A 19,101-nucleotide genomic window follows, 5' to 3' on the forward strand; every position below is an offset into this window, starting at 1 on the left:
CTCTCCCTTACCTAAATTGTCTATGATTGTTTACGAGCACTAAAGCCTGATTAGGCGCAAGCAGCAAGCAATCGAACGCCTGACCTACGCTGCTACCCGTTAAGGAACTATCCAGTGTTACCGTCATTGGGCATCGGCCAGGTACGGCAACCTTCAAATCAACTTGGCAGAAAGCATCAGCACTCAAGTTAAAGCAGCACAGCAGCGTTTCATCCCCTTGCATATACCCGTACAGAACAATACCTTCCGGGGATTGAGCCACGAAAAAGTTTTCCGGCTTCACTAGGTGGCGCCAATCTTTCTTGAGTTCACTTAGCTCCGCCAACAGCGGCAGCATCGGTGTAGGATTGGTCCAATTAATTTGCATAACGTTAAAAAAAGCTCGGGAAATCTCCTTTCCGTTCGTGTTGTCTCCAAGACCACAGTTGAGCGGCTGCTCCTCATTCATTTCATAACCCGTCGTCACGTATGGAATTGCGTTCGGAAGAAATTGATTAAATACCGCGATCATCCGAGCAACCTCTACACCGCCACGGCTGGTGATCCGAGGAGTATCTGCTGTTTCTGCACAGGCAAATATATGAATATTCAACTCAGGCAGCTCTTCTAAGAATGAAATGAGATTCTCTTTAGTAATTTGTGTCATGACGTTCCATCCACTGCCAAGCATAATGTTATAGCCGGTGTTTGCTGCCTTCTTGTGGTTGCGATTGAACAAATCTTCGCTGATTAAGATCGCATTTGGATTCATCTCTTTAATCGTGTCAAAAATACGAGTCAACAACGGAATAGGAAGCACGTGTCCGATGTCGATGCGGAAGCCGTCAATCCCATATTTTTCGAGATTAACCCGTACTGCCTCCTCCAGAACATCCCACAGCTCCAGATTCGGCTCCTCTCCCGGGTAGTCATTGCATTTAATCGTATCAAAAAGGACATATGGCGCCTGATCCGGACTTATAAGATGTCTCACTTGCGGAGAGAAATCCTGGTAGAGGCGTAAGAACGTAATGTCTGTCCAAATCGGCTGCACATCATTTATCCAATCCGAATGCGCTGGAGCAGTCGTTATCCCCATCTCTTGCTCCACCAAAGTTAATAGCTCCTCTCCTGTTTTAGCAGCTTTCTCTTTCAAGTGCTGCCAAAGGATTGGATGGAGTTCATTGGGCGGTGGCGTGAACTTCCGCAGAAATACTGCTGTCTCCTGGCTGCGGTAGACCGTCTCCAATTTGTCCGGCGTACACTCCTCAAAAAATCCAAGCTGGGGAATTGCGGGCGGCGCAAAGCCTTCTAATTCATCCATTTTGATCCAATACACCCATTCAGGATGCTCGGTAATGAACGCACTGTTTTTCGCCGTCACACGGGGAATGAAGTCAACAACAGTCTTAATATCAAGTAAATGACAAGCCTCTACCAAAGCGCTGAGCTCATCGTGGATCGTAAACTCCTCCATATCATCCAATAGGCTATCGTGCAGGTTCTCGTCCAAATGGAATAACGATTGCACTGCGTAAGGGGACCCAATATCCCCCTTCAGATTCAACTTGCTGTACTGGTTAACTGGAAGCATGTACAGAATATTGATGCCCATTTTCTTTAGCAGAGGCAGAAGAATAAAGAATCTTAAAAAAGTACCCGATTCAATTTTTCCGTCATGGTTGTAATCCCAAGCCGTAGAATAGCGAATAAGCGAAGAATAGATCGCGCTATCGTCCAGATTTGTGCGTTCCTTAAGCAGATATCTCCACGAAAGCCTGTCCAGATAATTCAAATGATCTGTCAAAAAATCATACGGGTGTACACAAATTTCACCCTCTTTTTCTAAGAGAACACGCTCATATTGGCACTCATTCCACACTGCGGGTATCCAAATTGGCTCTATGTCTTTAGCCTTTTGTGTAGACAAGTAATCTTTAATTAATCTGAATTTGCTATCATTGCTCATCAACAGTGCCACCTCTCATTGATTGTAGTCTTACGTTTAGGGAACAAAAACCGTCTTTACGGTTTCACTCCCAACCACCTTCAAAGAGTTCAATTCATAGCCGATCAACTCGTCTATCGCTGCTTCATGCTCACTGAGCTTAACTTTTCTAGTCACTAGTTTCTCCATTTCAGGAGTTTCAGCGGCAAACCGCAAAGCTTCCTCGAACATGTAGCGGTATTCACCTGCTGCTATAATTTTTATTGCATGCTGCACGAATTTAGTAGGGGAAAAGGTGTAGCGATACTTCGCATTAATACCAAAAGGAACGATGCGGCCTCCACGTTCAATCCACTTTTCCGCCATTTCGAGTTGAGTGCCCACCGTATCGATAATCACATCAAACTTATGTCCCGCACAGATTTTGTCTACGGTAGCTTGATTTAATTGGGCAGGGGTTAAAGCAAAATCTGAGATCTCTCTGGCAAAAGCTAGCCGATAGGGATTAACTTCAGTCGCTACCGTGAGCGCAGATTTCGACTTGCTCACAATTTGGCTTAACAGTCCCATTGGACCCGATCCAAGAATGAGTACCTTGTCGTCTGCTGTGACATTGGCTTCTTTGAAATTGTGCAGTACACAGGCAAGCGGCTCAATCAAAACCCCCGTCTCCCAGCTCATATGATCGGGAAGACGGTGTGCAAACGTTTGTGCAGTTGAGTAAAAAAAAGTGAATGTCCCATTTCGATTCAAACCCGCAATAGGCATCCCATTTCCATCGATGCCCGTACAGAGGTGCGGCTGTTTCTTCAAGCAAAAATAGCATTCATCACAGCTTTGATTCGGATCGATAACTACGCGGTCGCCTACCTTAACACGGTCAACGTTGCTGCCGATTTGGATTACAGTCCCTACTGCCTCATGACCACGAATGACCCCTGGAACCCCCTCCTCTTTCCCAGTTATGACTGCTAAATCTGTTCCACATACACCTGTCATCTCAATCCGGATCTTGACTTCATCCGGTGCTGCAATCTGCGGCTCTTCCCATTCGCAAAGCTCCAGCTTATGATTAGATGTCCACACCAACGCTTCCATACTCATTCCCCTTTCTTTTTTGTTATCCATATTCGCCCAGAATATATCATAACTACCATGTAAAAGTAAGGTGAATGTTGTCGAAAAATGTTAATAATTACATTTATATATAAATACTTCACGAGTAAGCGCTTTAATTTTCTTTCGCTTATTATGCGGAGTGCACTGTCTGAAACGGCAAGTTTAAGGGCCATCCTTTGTGGGATGACCCTTGAATACGATTGTGATCAACCGAGCTCCGTGCGGGAGAGTAGCCCCCGAATCAACGTCTCCTATTTTGCAGCTTCCGCTTCCAGCCGTGCAATGACCTCAGAGCGGGCTTGATCTGTGAAGCGAAGCACCCCGTTTTCCTGGACGATTAGCTCTTCCCGTATTCGCCCATCCAGCCAGTCGCTGATCCATCCCGGAGCGTATCCTCCTTGCCCGAACTCGCCGCCAAAAGCGATCATTTTCTCATATACATCCAGATATTGTTGACGGCTCGTATTTGGATAAGAGCTTGTGTACAGCCAGAACTGCACATCGTACATCAGAGTAGAAAGCTCATCCGCATGAAAGGAGAAGTGTCCCTTCTCTTCAACGATTCGGGTACAGACTTTACGGATCTTCTGCTCAAGCTGATCTACCTCAGACACATCGCTGCACAGCTTCGCAAGCAAAGGTGAGAATTGGCCTACGGCTACTTTGCGCAAATCCTCCTCTTTATCTTCTTCAGAGGTGTCGTATTCCTCATCACTCACCAGGCCGCGTATAAACGTCTCGAAGTCTTGGGCCAGAAACGTAATCTCATAATTATCTTCCTGATCCACATGAATTACCTCGGGTTCGCCGTCCCTCCCGCAATTGCGGTAATCCAGCATCACGACATCATGGCCTGCCGAAGGGCAATCACAAATTACCACGCCGATGTCGGGATACCCCCACTCCTCAATCATGAACGGGCTGCCGAGATCGCCGCAGATGGAATAGCTTTTCTCACGTCCGATGCCCATAATGCCCGTAATCGCAATATGATCCTCAGCCCATGAGGTCGCGTCCTCGGTCGGAAAACAAGTATTATAAGGCACTCCCCCATTGTGCTGCTTCATCAGACTGATATAAGAGGCAGGAAGCTTGTAACCCAGTTCTTCTTCTACAGAAGCAATCAGCTCATCCGTAGGCGGAGAAGAAACATATTCTTTTAGCGCATAATCGCTATCGTCCCAAAAGCCGGAGAGATCCATCCCGTCAAAAGGAGCTGCAGTCGTCCCCGAATCATTATGCTGTTCTCTGATTGCCCGTCTGGCTGCGGCGTCTTGTTCTTTGCGAAGCTTGCGCTGGCTGAATTTCAAAAACATGGCCGTGTTCTCATCATCCGGATCGAGGTCATGGGCAATACTCAGCACTCTCACCGCTTCCTCATATCGATTCAAATAATAGTAGGAATATCCCACACGAAAATGCCACAGATAATCATTCTGCCCTTGTTCCGCAATCATCGCGAAGTGTTCAAGGGCTTCTTCATAACATCCCACATTGTTATACGCTCTTGCCAGACTGCTGACTACCTCGTAATCTCTGTCCGCTGGAGGAATCTCCATCAGAGTGTCTACAATCTTCTGGTGTTCATCATCTTCATGCCACTGTGTCAGCTGTGCCACTAGTTCTTTGTCCATAGTCTACCTCCCCAAGCTTATAATTAAGTTACTAGAATATAGAGAAATATGGTTTTCCCTATTCTACCAGATGGGATGTAGGTATTGAAAATCGAAAAAGAGGGCATCTCCAAAATTTTTAATTATGGATACAGCCATATCCCTGAAACCGTCATCACCGCTGGCAGTGCAGTCTCGTCAACCGCTACATTGTCATACCAGCCGCCCACTGCAAGGTTCAGCACCAGATAAAATGACTCGTTAAAGGGCATAATGCCTGGCTCCAAGCAACGCTCGGCAAAGCAATGTCCGTCTACCAGCCATCGAATCGAACTGGCATTCCATTCCAGTGCATAATCATGGAATTCATTAATGGTTCCGCTTTCAAAATGGTGCGAGAACTCCTCAACGATTTGATGTTCCCAATTCTTTCCGTAGTGCAGTGTTCCGGATATTTGCTGAGGCAAGCGGCCTTTGGCTTCCATGATATCAATCTCGCCGGAAGCTGGCCAAGGCCCGTAAGCCTGTTCCTGCGGAAGCAACCAGATGGCAGGCCATACCCCTTGCCCTACCGGCAGTTTTGCACGCACAACCAACTTGCCATAACAAAAGGAAAAATGGTCCTTTGTATCCAAACGAGCCGAGGTATATGCAAAATTGCGCCCATCCTTTTCAATGGATTCGCTGCGCGCGCACAGGTTTAAGCCAAATTCATCGATATACAGATTGCTGGAATGATCCGTGTAATACTGCTGCTCTCCGTTGCCCCAACCTGGGTCTATGGGATTACCCTCATTATCTAACAAGTCGTTGCCAAGGCGGACATTCCATAGCTTTAAATCGGCATTTCTATCTAAGAAATTCTGTTCCCATATAGGTTTATTCATCCTTTGCACACTCCCTTCATTTAATCACAGCATACTTAATTTTTGCGGCTGGTCAAACAAATCTAAAAAAATGGGATAGGGTCGATAATCATGGGCTTTTTTTCCTATACGCTTTTTCATACGATGAAATAGAAAGGGGGCACGGAAAATGTTCCAATACAGAACGGAACAAATGAAAGCGCTTTTTAAGCAGTGGCAATTGCAAAGCATGGTTATCCCGGGAATCATCTGGATGTTTATCTTTTGTTATATCCCTATGTTCTGGCTCATTATTGCATTTATGGACTACAGCATCGCCAAACCCTTACTAGAATCACCGTTTGTCGGGCTGAAGCATTTTCAGGATTTTTTGACGGATGAGCGTTTTTGGCGTTCGATTCGCAATACTCTGGGAATGAGCAGCATCAAGCTGGTCTTGGGTTTTCCCATTCCTATCTTGTTCGCCTTGCTGCTGAATGAAATACGGAGTCTTCGATTTAAGCGAACGGTACAAACCATTTCGTACCTGCCGCACTTTATTGCCTGGACGATTTTTGGCGGCATTGCGCTCAATTGGCTGGGCGAGGGCGGTGTGATCAATCAGTTGATGATGGCGTTCGGGTTCCAGGAACGCGAAATCCTGTTTAACAGCGACCCTAAGTACTTTTGGTGGATCACCTTTTTCACCGATACGTTAAAAGAAACCGGCTGGAGCGCCATTATCTACATAGCGGCAATATCCGGCATTGATCCGGGGCTGTACGAAGCGGCTGAGCTGGATGGCGCAAATCGGCGGCAGCGGATGTGGCATATCACCATTCAGAGCATACGCCCCACCATCGCTATTTTGTTCATCCTCGCTGTCAGCGGGATACTCGGCAGTAACTTTGAGCAGATCTTTATGTTGAAGAACAATATGAACATGAGGATGGCGGAAAGCCTAGACTTGTATATCTACAACATGGGGTTGGTCTCCGGGCGCCATTCCTTCTCAACAGCCGTCCTGTTCGCCCGCTCTATTGTGGCGCTAGGTTTGTTGTTTTTGGCCAATCACACATCCAAAAAACTAACCGGCGACAGCATTTTTTAGAAGGGAGAGGACAGAGGTATGGAAAGACGCAAAAGATTTCGGCAAATTGGAGTATTTGAGGTCTGCAACACCCTGCTGATGCTGGCGGTTTGCTTTTTAACACTGTACCCGATGTGGTTTGTATTCATTAACTCGCTTAATGCTCCGCAGCAGGCATCCCTGGGCACCGTCAACTGGTTTCCCAAAGAATTATCGCTGGCCAGCTATAGCGTTGTGTTCAATGATAAGACTATGATGAACGGTTTTTACATTACCACTCTGCGCACAGTGATCGGGACAGCAACGCATGTGTTGTTTACCGCCATTATTGCTTACGGAATGAGCAAGTCTAATCTGATCGGACGCAAGCTGTATCTTAAAATCGCATTGGTTACGATGCTGTTCTCAGGCGGGCTGATCCCTACATTTATTCTGATGACGAAGCTGGGCTTATATGATAATTTTTGGATATTCATCATTCCCTCTATGTACACTTTTTTTAATATGGTCATTTTCATGAGCTTCTTCCGCACCATACCCGATAGCCTGGAGGAGTCTGCGAAGGTAGACGGTGCTTCAGACTATGGCGTCCTGTTCAGAATCGTATTGCCCAATAGCATGGCTGTCATTGCGACTATATCGCTTTTTTCAGCCGTTTATCATTGGAATGATTATTACCAGGGGGTCATCTACATCCGTTCGCAGGAATTACTGCCACTGCAGACCATGCTGTACAAAATCATTGCGGAGAACTCTATGTCCTTCATGCAGCAGCAAGCTATGGCGCAATTCGGCGCAAGACTTCCCGGCAACTCTATTAAATTTGCATCCATGATGGTGGCCACACTGCCTATTCTGATAGTCTATCCTTTCATTCAACGCTATCTGGTCAAAGGCGTGATGATTGGCGCCATTAAGGGATAAGAGTGTGAGTGTCTAGAAACTGGTATTCAAAAATTCAGAAGCAGCAAAGAAAGGATGATTATGTCATGAAACGTAATCTCATTAAGCCGGGGTTGACCCTCGTTCTGGCCGCAAGCCTGATGCTAGGCATAGCCGCGTGTTCCAATTCAGCGAATAGTGAAAATAAGCCGACACCACAGCCTACAGATAGTACACAGCCGCCCCCGAGTGAAGCAAAGCTCAATCCCGATGATCCGGCATGGAAGCTGGATACCAGCCCTGTTGATTTAACCTGGTTCGTAGGTGCTAACTGGTATGCCCACACTTGGGGAGACAGCTTGACCTCCAAGTACGTAACGGAAAAAACAGGCGTAAACATCAAGCTTGAAGTACCTTCCGGTGAAGCCAATGAACATATTACCCTGATGATGACCTCGGGCAAGCTGCCAGACTTGATATCAATGGGTTCGTGGGAAACCGCTGTCAAAAAGCTGTGGGAAGGCGATCATGTCTACGCCTTAAATGAATTAGCTGACAAGTATGACCCTTACTTCTTCAAGGTGGCCGGGGACGGTACACTGAAGTGGTATCGTCAAGAAAATGGCAATACCTATGGCGTTCCGAATGATTCATATAGCCCCAACCTGATGCATGAAACTGGCATGACGGCGGCTAACCAGACTTTCCTGGTGCGGAAAGATCTGTATGAGGAGATGGGCAGCCCGGACCTTAGCACTCCAGAGGGCTTTCTGAACGCACTGCAACTGGTAAAGGATAAGTACTCCCAATATAAAGGCCAGCCCATCAGTCCCTTTTTTGCACAAGGGAACGTCCCTTACGGGATGACCGAATATCTGCAGAACCTACTGGCCGTTCCGCATGAGAAAGACGGAAAAGTATACGACCGCATTACCGATCCCGATTATATTGCCTGGCTAAAAACCTTCCGTACGGCTTACGAGCGCGGGTTGATTAATGTGGATTTCCTGGTGGATTCCGATACTCAGGTAGAGGAAAAAACAAACAACGCCCGCTATTTCATGATGGTCCGCGAGTGGACCGGTATGTCGGCTGTCAATCCTATGCTGGCTGCTAGCGGCAACCCGGACTCTTACTACATCGCAGTCGATGGGCCAAAGAACAGCAAGGGCGATAACCCTAAGTTATTCCCTGGCAACATGGACGGCTGGATGGTGACGATGATTAGCAAATCAACCGAAAACCCTGAACGAGCCATCCGCTTTTTGACCTATCTGGCCAGCGAAGAAGGCCAACGAGATTTGTTCCTTGGCAAGGAAGGCGAAACATGGGAGATGGTAGATGGCAAGCCGCAACTGAAGCCTGAAATGGTAAAATTACTCGACACTGATATTGAGAAGCTGGAGAAAGAATACGGCATCATGGATACCTATTGGATGATGCGAAACCCTGTAATCGTCAACCAGTGGAGACCGGAGAAATCTCCTGTCATTAAGCAAATGGAAGACTTCGCCAATAAGCAGGCCGATATTGATAGCGGTATCTATAAGGGCTTAGATCCACAGGGCGATTCTGATGTGTCGGTAGCCTGGTCCCGTATTTCGCAAAATTGGGAGGAAGTACTCCCTGAGCTAATTACGGCCAAAAATGAGGCTGAATTTGATAAAATCTTCGACAATTTCCTTGACCGCCGCGAGAATTACAACTTTGGCAAGGTGATGGAATACCGCCAGGCTGAACTGGATGTGCGAAAATCCAAAATGGCAGAGTAATAATGCCCGTATTAAGATTGCTGCCGGCCACCGAAAGGGTGGCCGGTATTCCCTTTTTCGCTTCTTTAACCATTTAACAAAACAGCCTAGTTACCTACCGGGCAGTTTGTAATATATGGTATATTACAAGGGTAGGAGGCTACTTAAATGAAGTATCTGCTGACTAAAATGAGGAAGCTGTACCGTAATTCCCGAATCTCCCAAAAGTTGTTTCTGGCTTTTAGCATGATGATTGCCATCCCTGCGATTGTGGTATCCTTTTTATTTATCCGCACACAGGAAAGTCAGCTATACAAGGACGCTATGGCTACCGGCAGCAGCCATGTCTCACGAATTAACGAACAACTGCGCAGCAAAATGGGCATTATTGAGAACGCTTCCTCTACTGCGCTGAATCAAAAGGCATTTGTAGATTTTATTCACTCCAATATGCGCGGGGATGGCCTGCGTCTCGTAAAATTTAGACAAAATCAATTTGAGCAAATGCATAATATCATTCAAAGCTACGAGATGATCAGCGAGCTAAGTTTCTATGTCGATAATCCAAACCTATTTGAGATTTGGCCTGAAATCTACCATTATGACAAGTTCTGGCCGAAGGACTACTGGGTGACACTTCGGGAGGAAGGCGGTGCGGCATACCGCTTATTTGCTTTTAAAGATGGAGAGCATACGCTATCCTATTACCGGCTGGTACGCCTTCAGGGGCAACAGCAGAAACTCCCTACCATTATGGAAATCCGCGCCCAGCATAGCGTCTTTTTCAGTGACCTGCTTGAGGATAGCGGGGGGGATTTCTTTTCTGTAGTGATGGATGGAGCCGACTCTTCCCGATCTGTATACAATCCTGAGCATATCTTTTCACAAAATGCCGGTGAGGAATTGGATAACATTCTAGGTAGCATTCACCAGCGGCTGGATGTGCTGCAGCAGAGTAGCCCCATTAAGGTCAAGGTAGGCGACCATACTTACTACGCGTTGTATCGCTACATCGCCCCACTGAACGCCTATGTAGTGGATATTGCCTCTCATCAAGCGCTGATGAAAGGCCCACGAAGCTGGTATTTGCTCGTAGTAGCGATCACATTGTGTGTATTGCTGCTAATGTTACTGCTCGTTTCACATACCACTCGGCGCATTTTCCGCCGGCTCGACAGGGTGCTGGCTTCTATGCGCAAGGTGCGGCAAGGCCAACTGGATGCGAAAATTGATACCGGCCTGGATAAAAACGAAACCGGTGACGAAATCGACGAGGTGGCCGTCAGCTACAATAATATGTTGGACGAAATCAAACATTTGATGACCCAAGTGGTAGATAAGCAGCTGATTGCCAAAAATGCACAGCTGCACTCGCTGCATTCGCAGATCAATTCACACTTTTTATATAACGCGCTGGAATCCATCCGTATGCTCGCGGAGGTTCAGCGACAGCCCGCTATCGCCGAAGCGTTGGTGTCTTTAGGCTCACAACTGCGATACAGCATGCAATGGCGCAGCGATACGGTTGCGCTTAGCGAAGAACTTGCCAACATACACAGCTATGTCCGATTCATAAACTTTATGGAGGGTGGCAGCATTGAGTTGACGGCGGATCTCCCGCAGGAGGTACTGCGTTATACAATTCCTAAAATGTGCATGCAGCCCATCGTCGAAAATGCCGTTCATCATGCAGCGCCCTCGGGCGGCAGCGTACGTATCCATATTACCGTATCGGTAGAAAATGAAAGCCTTCTGCTAATTGAGATACGAGATGATGGCGCAGGTGTTGACCCGGAAATGCTGTCCAGTCTGCAGGCTGTGCTGCGGGGCGACTCAGATTCACCGATTGTTACCAGCAAAAACGGACTGGGCTTGGAGAACGTGCATAAGCGCATACAGCTTCATTATGGTAAGAACTGCGGTCTTTGGATTGACAGTGTGCAGGGTGCCTATACTTGTGTAACCATACGTTTGCCTTGGGAAAATGTGAATCTTGGAGGATGGTAGGGCATGATCAATATTCTAATTGTGGACGATCAAAAGCACATTCGTGATGGGCTGCAGGCGATGCTGCGTCAATTTCCGCTGCAGCTGGACAATATTTACTGTGCAGTAAACGGAATTGAGGCCTTAGATATATTGAGTCAGCACAACATCCAACTGGTGATTACTGATATCAGGATGCCCGATATGGATGGACTGACGCTGATGGCGAAGAGCAAACAGGAGCATATTGAGGTAGATTACCTGATTATTAGCGGCTATAGTGATTTTGCCTATGCTCAAAAAGCCATCGAACTTGGAGCAAAAGGCTACCTGCTCAAACCTGTGAAACGTGAAGATCTGCAAACCGCAGTAGAACATGTAGCAAATGAGATAAAAACACGGCAGGCGCTCTCGCGTAATATGGAGCATATCTCCCGCCGCGCCCGGGAGACAGACCGCAAAGAACTGAGTATGTTCATGCAGGGTGCAATGATTGATGAAGCGTGGGTTCTCCAGACCCAGCAACAGAATCCAGAGTTGTGGAGTAATTACCGCCTGTGTCTGCTGCGGGAGGAATTATGGATTAACCAACCGGGGGCCGACAGTAGCCACAGTATGGAATCCCTTGCCTACCGTGTGTATGGCAGACGAGGGTGTATATGCCTGCAACACCGCCCGTACCTGATTCTCGCGGTTGATGCAGCCGTAGATACGGGAGCCTTCCCGGCCGCCCTCAAAGCAGGACAGATAGATGCCATTACTGCCATGACCAGCCCGCAGCAAGGATTGAAGGAGTTGCCCCGCAGCTATACACAAGCGCTAGAGCTCTATCGCCACAGTTACCTGTTTCCAGAGAAGAGCTGCATCTTGCCAACACATATTGAGCGACTGGAGCAGCAGTGGGAGCTTCCCTATGAGGAGTTATATGCCCTGTTCCAGTTAATCGGCACCAAAAACAGCGGTACAATCACCCAAGGCATTTCTATGATATTTCACAAAGATACATTGCAACGTTATCACATCCAATACACACAGCAGCTATGCCGTGCCATTGTACAGATGCTGGAGGAATCTGTGCGTGTAATCCGCCCGTACATGGGGGAAGAAGCGCTGGACAGCGAATGTTTACGTAATCTATTCGATTATCCGGGTATTCGCGATTATATTCAGGCGCTGCAACAACAGCTGCTTCGGCTGAACCAATTTTATTATGAATATAAGTGCAGCTATCGCAACTCGCAAGATTTGAATGAAGCCATACGCTTTATACACGAAAGCTATCATAAACCCCTGGATCTCGCGATGGTATCGAACCACGTGTCGCTTAATTATGCCTATTTTTCTAACCTGTTCAAAAAAAATATCGGCAAAGGCTTTGCAGAATACTTGCGCGATGTGCGCCTGGATAAAGCCCGGCGGCTGCTGGCCGAAACCGATCATAAAATTGTAGAGGTAGCCACCATGGTAGGGTATGAAAGCTACAAAAGTTTTACACGATCATTTCGGGATGTCATGGACATGCAGCCCACAGAATACCGGCAAATGATGCGCCGGAAGCACGACAGCGAGGAAAAGTTCCGTGACACAGCGCTATAAATAATCAAAAGCCAAAAAATTGGGTTATAACAAAAATAATTGTACCTTTTAGCTGATTATTATATTCGATAGAATAGAGATGACCCTAAATGTAAGCGGTTTCGTTTCTTCATTATTTTATTAAAGGAGGGCAAGTATGAAACGACTTTACAATACGGAAAGTGGTTTTAAGCAGAAGGTATTTAGTTTGTTCTTAGCAGTAGTACTGTTGGCTGGGGTTGGTCTATTGCCGACTTCTAAGGTGCAGGCAGCAGGAACCACAGTTACCTCTATGTCTTACTTTTCAGCGGCAGACGGTCCTGTCATCTCAAAATCAGGGGTTGGGCAAGCTAGCTATGGTTTCGTCATGCCCACATTCAATGGGGGCTCTGCCACCTGGAATGATGTTTCCGATGACGTCGGTGTAAAAGTAAAAGTTGCTGGAAACTGGGTGGATATTGACCATGCAGGCGGCTATACCTACAACCAAAACTGGGGACACTGGAGCGACGGTGGCTTGAATGGCTATTGGTTCACTCTCTCCGCAACAACGGAGATTCAGCTGTTCTCCAAGGCTAATGGAGTTACACTTGATTACACCCTGGTATTTCAAAACATAAACAAAACGACCATTACTGCTATGGCCCCTACACAAGGGCCGCAGATTTCAGCAGGATTTACAGGAAGTGCAGGCTTTACTTATCCTACCTTCAACAATGATCCGGCCGTTACCTATGAAGCCGTAGCTGAAGATCTGAAGGTATATGTAAAACCTGTAAGCAGCAGTACATGGATTGATATTGACAATAATGCAGCCAGCGGCTGGATCTATGATAACAACTTCGGACAATTCACCGAAGGCGGCGGTGGCTACTGGTTCACCGTAACAGAGTCTATCAACGTCAAGTTAGAATCGAAAACCTCAACGGCTAACGTCGTTTATACCCTCACCTTTAATAAACCTGTAAGAAATTCATATGTCTTAACTCCTTATGAGGGAACGACCTTTACCGCAGATGCAAAAGGTGTAATAGGTGTACCGCTACCTAAGATTGATGGGGGCGCTCCAATAGGCACTGAACTAGGAAATTACGTATACCAAATTAACATCAACGGACAATGGGTTGCTATGAGTGATTCCAGCCAGAGCGGATTTGTATACGCCGGCAATGGCTATAACAACATGTCCGATGCCAACCAGTGGGGATATTGGGCTGACTACATCTATGGGCTTTGGTTCCAGCCTGTCCAAGAGGATGTGCAAATCCGTATTGGCTATCCATTAAATGGACAGGCGGGCGGAAGTGTCGGCAACAATTACGTCAACTATACCTTTATTGGTAATCCAGATGCCCCACGTCCGGATGTATCCGATCATGATGACATTGCCATCGGAACACCAAACGACCCGGCGATAGAGGGCATGAATCTCATTTGGCAGGATGAATTTAACGGAACAGCACTCGATACGAGCAAATGGAGCTACGAACAAGGTTATTATATTACTGACGATCCGAATAGCTGGGGCTGGGGCAACGCGGAACTGCAGCACTATACAGACAGTACACAAAATGTATTTGTACAGGACGGAAAGCTGAATATCAGAGCTTTGAACGATTCAAAATCCTTTCCACAGGACCCAAGCCGGTATGCCCAGTACTCATCCGGCAAGATTAACACCAAAGATCAGCTGTCCTTCCAGTACGGCAGAGTAGATATTCGTGCTAAGCTGCCTACAGGTAACGGCGTTTGGCCAGCACTTTGGATGCTTCCGGAAGATGCCGCTTATGGAGCGTGGGCCGCATCCGGGGAAATTGATATTATGGAAGCCAAAGGACGCTTGCCCGGCACGACCAGCGGGGCCATACACTTTGGCGGACAATGGCCTGTAAACAGATATATTGCTGGTGAATATCACTTCCCTGAAGGTCAGACCTTCGCCAATGATTATCATGTGTACTCCATGATCTGGGAAGAAGATAATATGAAATGGTATGTGGACGGCAAGTTCTTCTTTAAAGTCAGTAGAGATCAATGGTATTCCGTAGCTGCACCTAACAATCCGAACGCCCCATTCGATCAACCCTTCTACATCATTATGAATCTGGCGATCGGCGGTCACTTCGACAGCGGTCATACCCCAGATCCGTCGGATATTCCTGCAACAATGCAAGTGGATTATGTTCGTGTCTATAAAGAAGGCAACAGCGAGAATCCGGTAAACGTGCCGGTTACCGGTATTTCTCTGAATCAAACCACTGCGCAGGTGGAGGTCGGACAGACTGTGCAGTTGAACGCCAATGTTGCCCCGTCTAATGCAACCAATAAGCAGGTCACTTGGACCGTATCAGGTACCAACGTCGCTTCCGTGAATCCGAACGGTCTCGTGACGGGACTCACTCCAGGCACAACAACCGTAACGGCTACAACAGCCGACGGTAATAAAACAGCCCTCTCCACCATCACTGTTGTACCGGCAGCATCATCCGGTGTTATCATTGTCGGCGATGAGGTGCGGGGCCTGAAGAAAATAGGTGACGACCTGCTGTTCTATGTGAACGGCGCAACCTTTGCCGACTTACACTATAAGTTGAATAACGGTGGGCAGCTAAACGTAGCCATGACCCCGGCAGGGAACGGTAGCTATACCTACCCTGTAAATCACCTGCAACACGGGGATACCATCGAGTACTCCTTCACCTATAATCCGGGACAAGGGGCCGTCGATTCCCCGACGCTCTCGTATATCCATGGGGTAACCCAAGGAACACCAGAATAAAATAGTTGAACCCTAAGCAACTGCATGAACACAAATAGGCGAGGAGGAAGTGTTGAAGCTTCCCTCTCGCCTATTTTGTTGTTTTTACCGTGCTGCGGGTCTTCTCGGGGGAAGCTCGGCTAGCTAGCCTCATGATTATGGAGTGTCAGTTTATCACCTGACGCTTTCCGCACCTTCGCTCGCTTGCCTAAATTAACGCGTCGAAATGACCCTCCGCGTCCACCGTCGCCGTCCGGGGATCAGTCAGGCCGATGCCCTTGAGGCCTCCCTTTCCTTCATTTCCCCAAAGGGGGAGGTGATCTTGAAGCGGAGAAGCAGGCACAAAATTTACGGAGGTACTGCTCCCGCTTTTCTGTACCAGTTGGGACTCCAGCAGCCGGATTTGCCGCTGCAGCTGCTCCCTGCGATAAGGAGTTTGCATCTCACTTCCTTGTGCCGCATTCACTTTATCCAGTTCCATCATCAGCCGGTTTCGCTGTTTCTCCAGAGAACTGACATCACTCTGTGTACCGCCGTAGGCCGCAATGGTCTGTACGGAGCTGATGCCTGATACTGTCTGTGCCGCCATGATCTTTCCCCCGTTTCCTTGGCTCCCAATCCAAAATCAGCCAAATTTGAAAGTTCTAATCATCTTTATTACCCGGCAGGCCCCGTCATGACAACATCACAGCCTCAATTGGAAAATAATCGTCGTATAGTCTCAGTCGGCCGCTTGTTTCAACCCTACCAAAGACCCACCGAAGGCTGGCTAAAGTCCCTTCAGAGCTCCCTTACTCGTCCTTCAACCGCCGCTGATATAAAATGACAGACACTACTGTTAGCACAACCGTCCATGCCAAATTAATGAGGAGTGGTTTCACTACATCGCCCGTCGTATAACCTGTATTGCTTAGACCCAGCAGATGCACAAGCTGACTGCTTGGCATGTAATCCAGCACTTTGAAGACCGGATAATCCTTCACTAGTACTTCTCCCCACGGTGCCCCCATAAATATGAACGCCACAGGGAGTATAGATAATGAGGATTCAAGCAACGTCTTGGAGAATAAACCGCAGATCGTCCCGGCTGCAGTGTACAGAATAATCGAAAGAATGATTACTGCCACAAATGCCCATATATTAGCTGGCTCATAGCCAAATAATAATGTAGAAATAGCGAGAACAACAGCAGACATGACAAAGACCAAACTGCTTTTACCGATTAGTACATCCATGGTCGTAGCCGGTGTCATCATTAATGACCGTAAAGTGTTACGTTCCTTCTCTTCCGCAATCAAGCAGGCTTGTGCGAAACATGTTAGCAATACAAACGAACTATTAAAAAGAAAACCGCTGGCTCCAGGTAAAGACGCACCTGCCCTCTTGAAAATCAGAGCGATAATAATAGGAAAAATCAGCATAATGGACAGCGCGTAGTTACGTGAAAACTCTTTGTAATCCTTCACAAATATCGCCCGGGCACGTTTGTATGAGATACTCATAGTAGCTCACTTCCTGTCATTTTAATAAAAATATCACCTAGACTTGGCTCTTTCGTTTCTAACCGGTCAATTAGCCCCCGCTTCATCCAATCCGCGATTTGGTCAGCCGCCCCCTCATCGATCGGGAGCTCGTAGGTTTCCCCATTGATTAAGTCCACACTAATTACGTTCTCCCGGTGCTGCCGTTTAAGTTCCTTCGGTGAACCGATGGTTTGGATTTGACCCTGATACAGAATCGCTACACGGTTGCATATCAATTCTGCTTCAGACATATCATGCGTAGTCAGAAAAATCGTAGTTCCTTTCTCATTTAAGTAGCGTAAGCCTTTATAGATATGTGCTGTGTTTACCGGATCTAGAGCCGAAGTTGGTTCATCCAGGAATAATAATTCCGGCTCATGGATAATCGCGCATGCCAGCATGACACGCTGACGCATCCCTTTGGATAAGAGGTTAGCTTTCTTTTTGCGCTCCCCGCTTAAGTTTACAAACTGCAGCACCTTGTCGACCGCAGATTTGGGAAGATCATATAACTTACGATACAACTCCAGATTTTCCTCAATACTTAACCTCTCATATAGACCACTGTTATCCGTCAAAATGCCAAAACGCATCTTCTGAGCAGACTGCTGCATCATCTCCGCCGGCTGGTCAAATACACTTGCCTGTCCACTTGTCGGATTTAACTGTGCCGTTAGAATCTTAATTAATGTTGTTTTGCCTGAGCCACTCGGGCCAAGGAAACCAAAAATTTCACCCTTAGGAATTGAAAAAGAAACATCTGCTAACGCATCCTTTTCTCCAAATCTCTTATGGATACGTTCTACCCGGATAACATTCATTAACTCCACATCCTTAGTGTTGATGGCTTAAACATATACAGATTACATGCTTCCTGCCATCAAAACGCGCCGAAATGTAGCTGTAAGCGCCTGAATGGTACCATTTAAATGTTAAGAAGTGCTTTTAATTCAGGCAATTTTGAACGGGATAACGGAACCACGGCATCTTGACCTGTATTTAATCGCAAGCTGTAGCTATTTTTCGTCCATGTAATAATCTCTCTTACTTTTTGCAGATTAACAATGTAAGATCGGTGACACCTAAAAAAACCGAAATTTAATAATCGCTGCTCGAGCTCGGTCAGCGTCAACGCACAGTCATAATTTTCACCGCCCACATGAACAAGGATTGACCCCTCTACACTTTCTATAAAATCAATTTCAGGCGGATTAAATAAAATCACTTTATCATTTCTTTTGGTAGAGATCTTCTGCAAGGTTATATTGGCCTCGTCTTGTTTCTGTACTTCCTGCTTATCCTCGTCGAAGTCCCGAATATCCAATGGATGAAATCCCGATTCGTTCAACCGATAAATGGCATCACAGGAAATAAGGGCATCCTCTAAATTCGAAGTTAAAATTAAAATCTGCTTTTCTTGAGAAAGATCATCCAGAATCCGTTTGAGTTGACGACAATCTTGCTCTTCCAAGTAAAAATAGGGTTCCTCCAGTACAAGTGTAGGCTGATGCGCAAAAAAGACACGCAGCAATGTCACATACATCCTTTTCGATGAGCTTAGATCCTTGATCTTTACCTTCCGTTCTTCTTTTAAAGCAAAATAATCTATCAACGAAGCGGTACGCTCATTCCTCTCTGTTACTCTGATTAGAAAAGTGATTAGTTCCTCCACCGTTAAACGCATATACTCGTTTTGCCCAGCCCGAAATAAATAATATTGGGAATGATCCCCTAATTGATTCATTAAAAGCTGCTTTCGCTTCAAGTCCGTTATGATGCCAACCGATTGGTTCGGTGTCATATTTAATTCGATCTTCGGTAGAAATAATTCCCCATTATAATAAATTGGTTGAAATTGCATGCCATCCTCCCGGTCAGTGCTGCTATAGGGTATACTTTTTCAATTTTGTTCCTGTTATTTCCTCCTCGATAAATACGATTTAGGTAATATTTAATGCAAATATTAGTAGTCAAGGCATCTAGTTTACCGCATCTCTAGTGAGCAGGAATTCCCTCAACTTAAATTCCTCAC

14 protein-coding genes are annotated in these 19,101 nt (G+C 46.6%); 6 read left to right on the forward strand and 8 right to left on the reverse strand.

The annotated features are described in order from the left end of the window. Nucleotides 1-7: 7 nt before the first annotated feature. The 4 genes from NYE72_RS30080 to NYE72_RS30095 all read right to left on the reverse strand — a co-directional run bounded on the left by NYE72_RS30080 (nt 8) and on the right by NYE72_RS30095 (nt 5,546). Entirely contained in the window at nt 8-1,948 is a 1,941-nt protein-coding gene (locus NYE72_RS30080; RefSeq protein WP_081382521.1) for an alpha-amylase, read from the reverse strand. Between the two features lie 36 nt (nt 1,949-1,984). Then, entirely contained in the window at nt 1,985-3,025 is a 1,041-nt protein-coding gene (locus NYE72_RS30085) for an alcohol dehydrogenase catalytic domain-containing protein (RefSeq protein ID WP_076099764.1), read from the reverse strand. A gap of 272 nt (nt 3,026-3,297) precedes the next feature. After that, complete coding sequence (locus tag NYE72_RS30090) at nt 3,298-4,680, reverse strand: SMI1/KNR4 family protein (protein ID WP_038573899.1); 1,383 nt, start codon at nt 4,678-4,680, stop codon at nt 3,298-3,300. Between the two features lie 122 nt (nt 4,681-4,802). Further along, nucleotides 4,803-5,546: a glycoside hydrolase family 16 protein gene (locus NYE72_RS30095; protein ID WP_051491236.1), complete on the reverse strand. Its 744-nt coding sequence runs from the start codon at nt 5,544-5,546 to the stop codon at nt 4,803-4,805. Between the two features lie 148 nt (nt 5,547-5,694). Here NYE72_RS30095 and NYE72_RS30100 point away from each other — a divergent pair, with 148 nt between their 5' ends. The 6 genes from NYE72_RS30100 to NYE72_RS30125 all read left to right on the forward strand — a co-directional run bounded on the left by NYE72_RS30100 (nt 5,695) and on the right by NYE72_RS30125 (nt 15,567). Further along, nucleotides 5,695-6,615: an ABC transporter permease subunit gene (locus tag NYE72_RS30100; RefSeq protein WP_036682380.1), complete on the forward strand. Its 921-nt coding sequence runs from the start codon at nt 5,695-5,697 to the stop codon at nt 6,613-6,615. Between the two features lie 18 nt (nt 6,616-6,633). Continuing rightward, complete coding sequence (locus tag NYE72_RS30105; RefSeq protein ID WP_038573901.1) at nt 6,634-7,518, forward strand: carbohydrate ABC transporter permease; 885 nt, start codon at nt 6,634-6,636, stop codon at nt 7,516-7,518. Between the two features lie 65 nt (nt 7,519-7,583). Continuing rightward, nucleotides 7,584-9,248, forward strand: a complete 1,665-nt coding sequence (locus tag NYE72_RS30110) for an extracellular solute-binding protein (RefSeq protein WP_036682383.1) — start codon at nt 7,584-7,586, stop codon at nt 9,246-9,248. 147 nt (nt 9,249-9,395) lie between these two features. Beyond that, nucleotides 9,396-11,234 carry a histidine kinase gene (locus NYE72_RS30115; protein WP_038573903.1) on the forward strand — a complete coding sequence of 613 codons (1,839 nt, stop codon included), beginning with the start codon at nt 9,396-9,398 and terminating at the stop codon, nt 11,232-11,234. Nucleotides 11,235-11,237: 3 nt separating this feature from the next. Next, nucleotides 11,238-12,809, forward strand: a complete 1,572-nt coding sequence (locus NYE72_RS30120; protein WP_038573904.1) for a response regulator — start codon at nt 11,238-11,240, stop codon at nt 12,807-12,809. Between the two features lie 136 nt (nt 12,810-12,945). Continuing rightward, on the forward strand, nt 12,946-15,567 hold the full coding sequence (locus NYE72_RS30125) for a family 16 glycosylhydrolase (RefSeq protein WP_076099765.1): 2,622 nt from the start codon (nt 12,946-12,948) through the stop codon (nt 15,565-15,567). A gap of 187 nt (nt 15,568-15,754) precedes the next feature. Here NYE72_RS30125 and NYE72_RS30130 read toward each other — a convergent pair whose 3' ends face one another. From NYE72_RS30130 to NYE72_RS30145, 4 genes are all read right to left on the reverse strand, one after another. Continuing rightward, the gene (locus tag NYE72_RS30130) at nt 15,755-16,135 is read right to left on the reverse strand and encodes a FlxA-like family protein (RefSeq protein ID WP_038573907.1); all 381 of its coding nucleotides are present in this window, start codon (nt 16,133-16,135) and stop codon (nt 15,755-15,757) included. 202 nt (nt 16,136-16,337) lie between these two features. Further along, nucleotides 16,338-17,048, reverse strand: coding sequence for an ABC transporter permease (locus NYE72_RS30135; protein WP_038573909.1), 711 nt, complete (start codon nt 17,046-17,048; stop codon nt 16,338-16,340). Continuing rightward, nucleotides 17,045-17,890, reverse strand: coding sequence for an ABC transporter ATP-binding protein (locus NYE72_RS30140; RefSeq protein WP_038573911.1), 846 nt, complete (start codon nt 17,888-17,890; stop codon nt 17,045-17,047). The genes NYE72_RS30135 and NYE72_RS30140 overlap by 4 nt, the downstream gene beginning before the upstream one ends. A 104-nt stretch (nt 17,891-17,994) precedes the next feature. Then, nucleotides 17,995-18,930, reverse strand: coding sequence for a LytTR family transcriptional regulator DNA-binding domain-containing protein (locus NYE72_RS30145; RefSeq protein ID WP_038573913.1), 936 nt, complete (start codon nt 18,928-18,930; stop codon nt 17,995-17,997). Between the last annotated feature and the right edge of the window lie 171 nt (nt 18,931-19,101).

It is taken from the genome of Paenibacillus sp. FSL L8-0333 (assembly GCF_037965665.1).
In the GTDB taxonomy this organism is placed as follows: domain Bacteria; phylum Bacillota; class Bacilli; order Paenibacillales; family Paenibacillaceae; genus Paenibacillus_AQ; species Paenibacillus_AQ odorifer.

Coding starts and splice junctions, on each gene's coding strand:
- NYE72_RS30080 (WP_081382521.1), bottom strand. CDS start 1,948: ATGAGCAATGATAGCAAATTCAGATTAATTAAAGATTACTTGTCTACA.
- NYE72_RS30085 (WP_076099764.1), bottom strand. CDS start 3,025: ATGGAAGCGTTGGTGTGGACATCTAATCATAAGCTGGAGCTTTGCGAA.
- NYE72_RS30090 (WP_038573899.1), bottom strand. CDS start 4,680: ATGGACAAAGAACTAGTGGCACAGCTGACACAGTGGCATGAAGATGAT.
- NYE72_RS30095 (WP_051491236.1), bottom strand. CDS start 5,546: ATGAATAAACCTATATGGGAACAGAATTTCTTAGATAGAAATGCCGAT.
- NYE72_RS30100 (WP_036682380.1), top strand. CDS start 5,695: ATGTTCCAATACAGAACGGAACAAATGAAAGCGCTTTTTAAGCAGTGG.
- NYE72_RS30105 (WP_038573901.1), top strand. CDS start 6,634: ATGGAAAGACGCAAAAGATTTCGGCAAATTGGAGTATTTGAGGTCTGC.
- NYE72_RS30110 (WP_036682383.1), top strand. CDS start 7,584: ATGAAACGTAATCTCATTAAGCCGGGGTTGACCCTCGTTCTGGCCGCA.
- NYE72_RS30115 (WP_038573903.1), top strand. CDS start 9,396: ATGAAGTATCTGCTGACTAAAATGAGGAAGCTGTACCGTAATTCCCGA.
- NYE72_RS30120 (WP_038573904.1), top strand. CDS start 11,238: ATGATCAATATTCTAATTGTGGACGATCAAAAGCACATTCGTGATGGG.
- NYE72_RS30125 (WP_076099765.1), top strand. CDS start 12,946: ATGAAACGACTTTACAATACGGAAAGTGGTTTTAAGCAGAAGGTATTT.
- NYE72_RS30130 (WP_038573907.1), bottom strand. CDS start 16,135: ATGGCGGCACAGACAGTATCAGGCATCAGCTCCGTACAGACCATTGCG.
- NYE72_RS30135 (WP_038573909.1), bottom strand. CDS start 17,048: ATGAGTATCTCATACAAACGTGCCCGGGCGATATTTGTGAAGGATTAC.
- NYE72_RS30140 (WP_038573911.1), bottom strand. CDS start 17,890: ATGAATGTTATCCGGGTAGAACGTATCCATAAGAGATTTGGAGAAAAG.
- NYE72_RS30145 (WP_038573913.1), bottom strand. CDS start 18,930: ATGCAATTTCAACCAATTTATTATAATGGGGAATTATTTCTACCGAAG.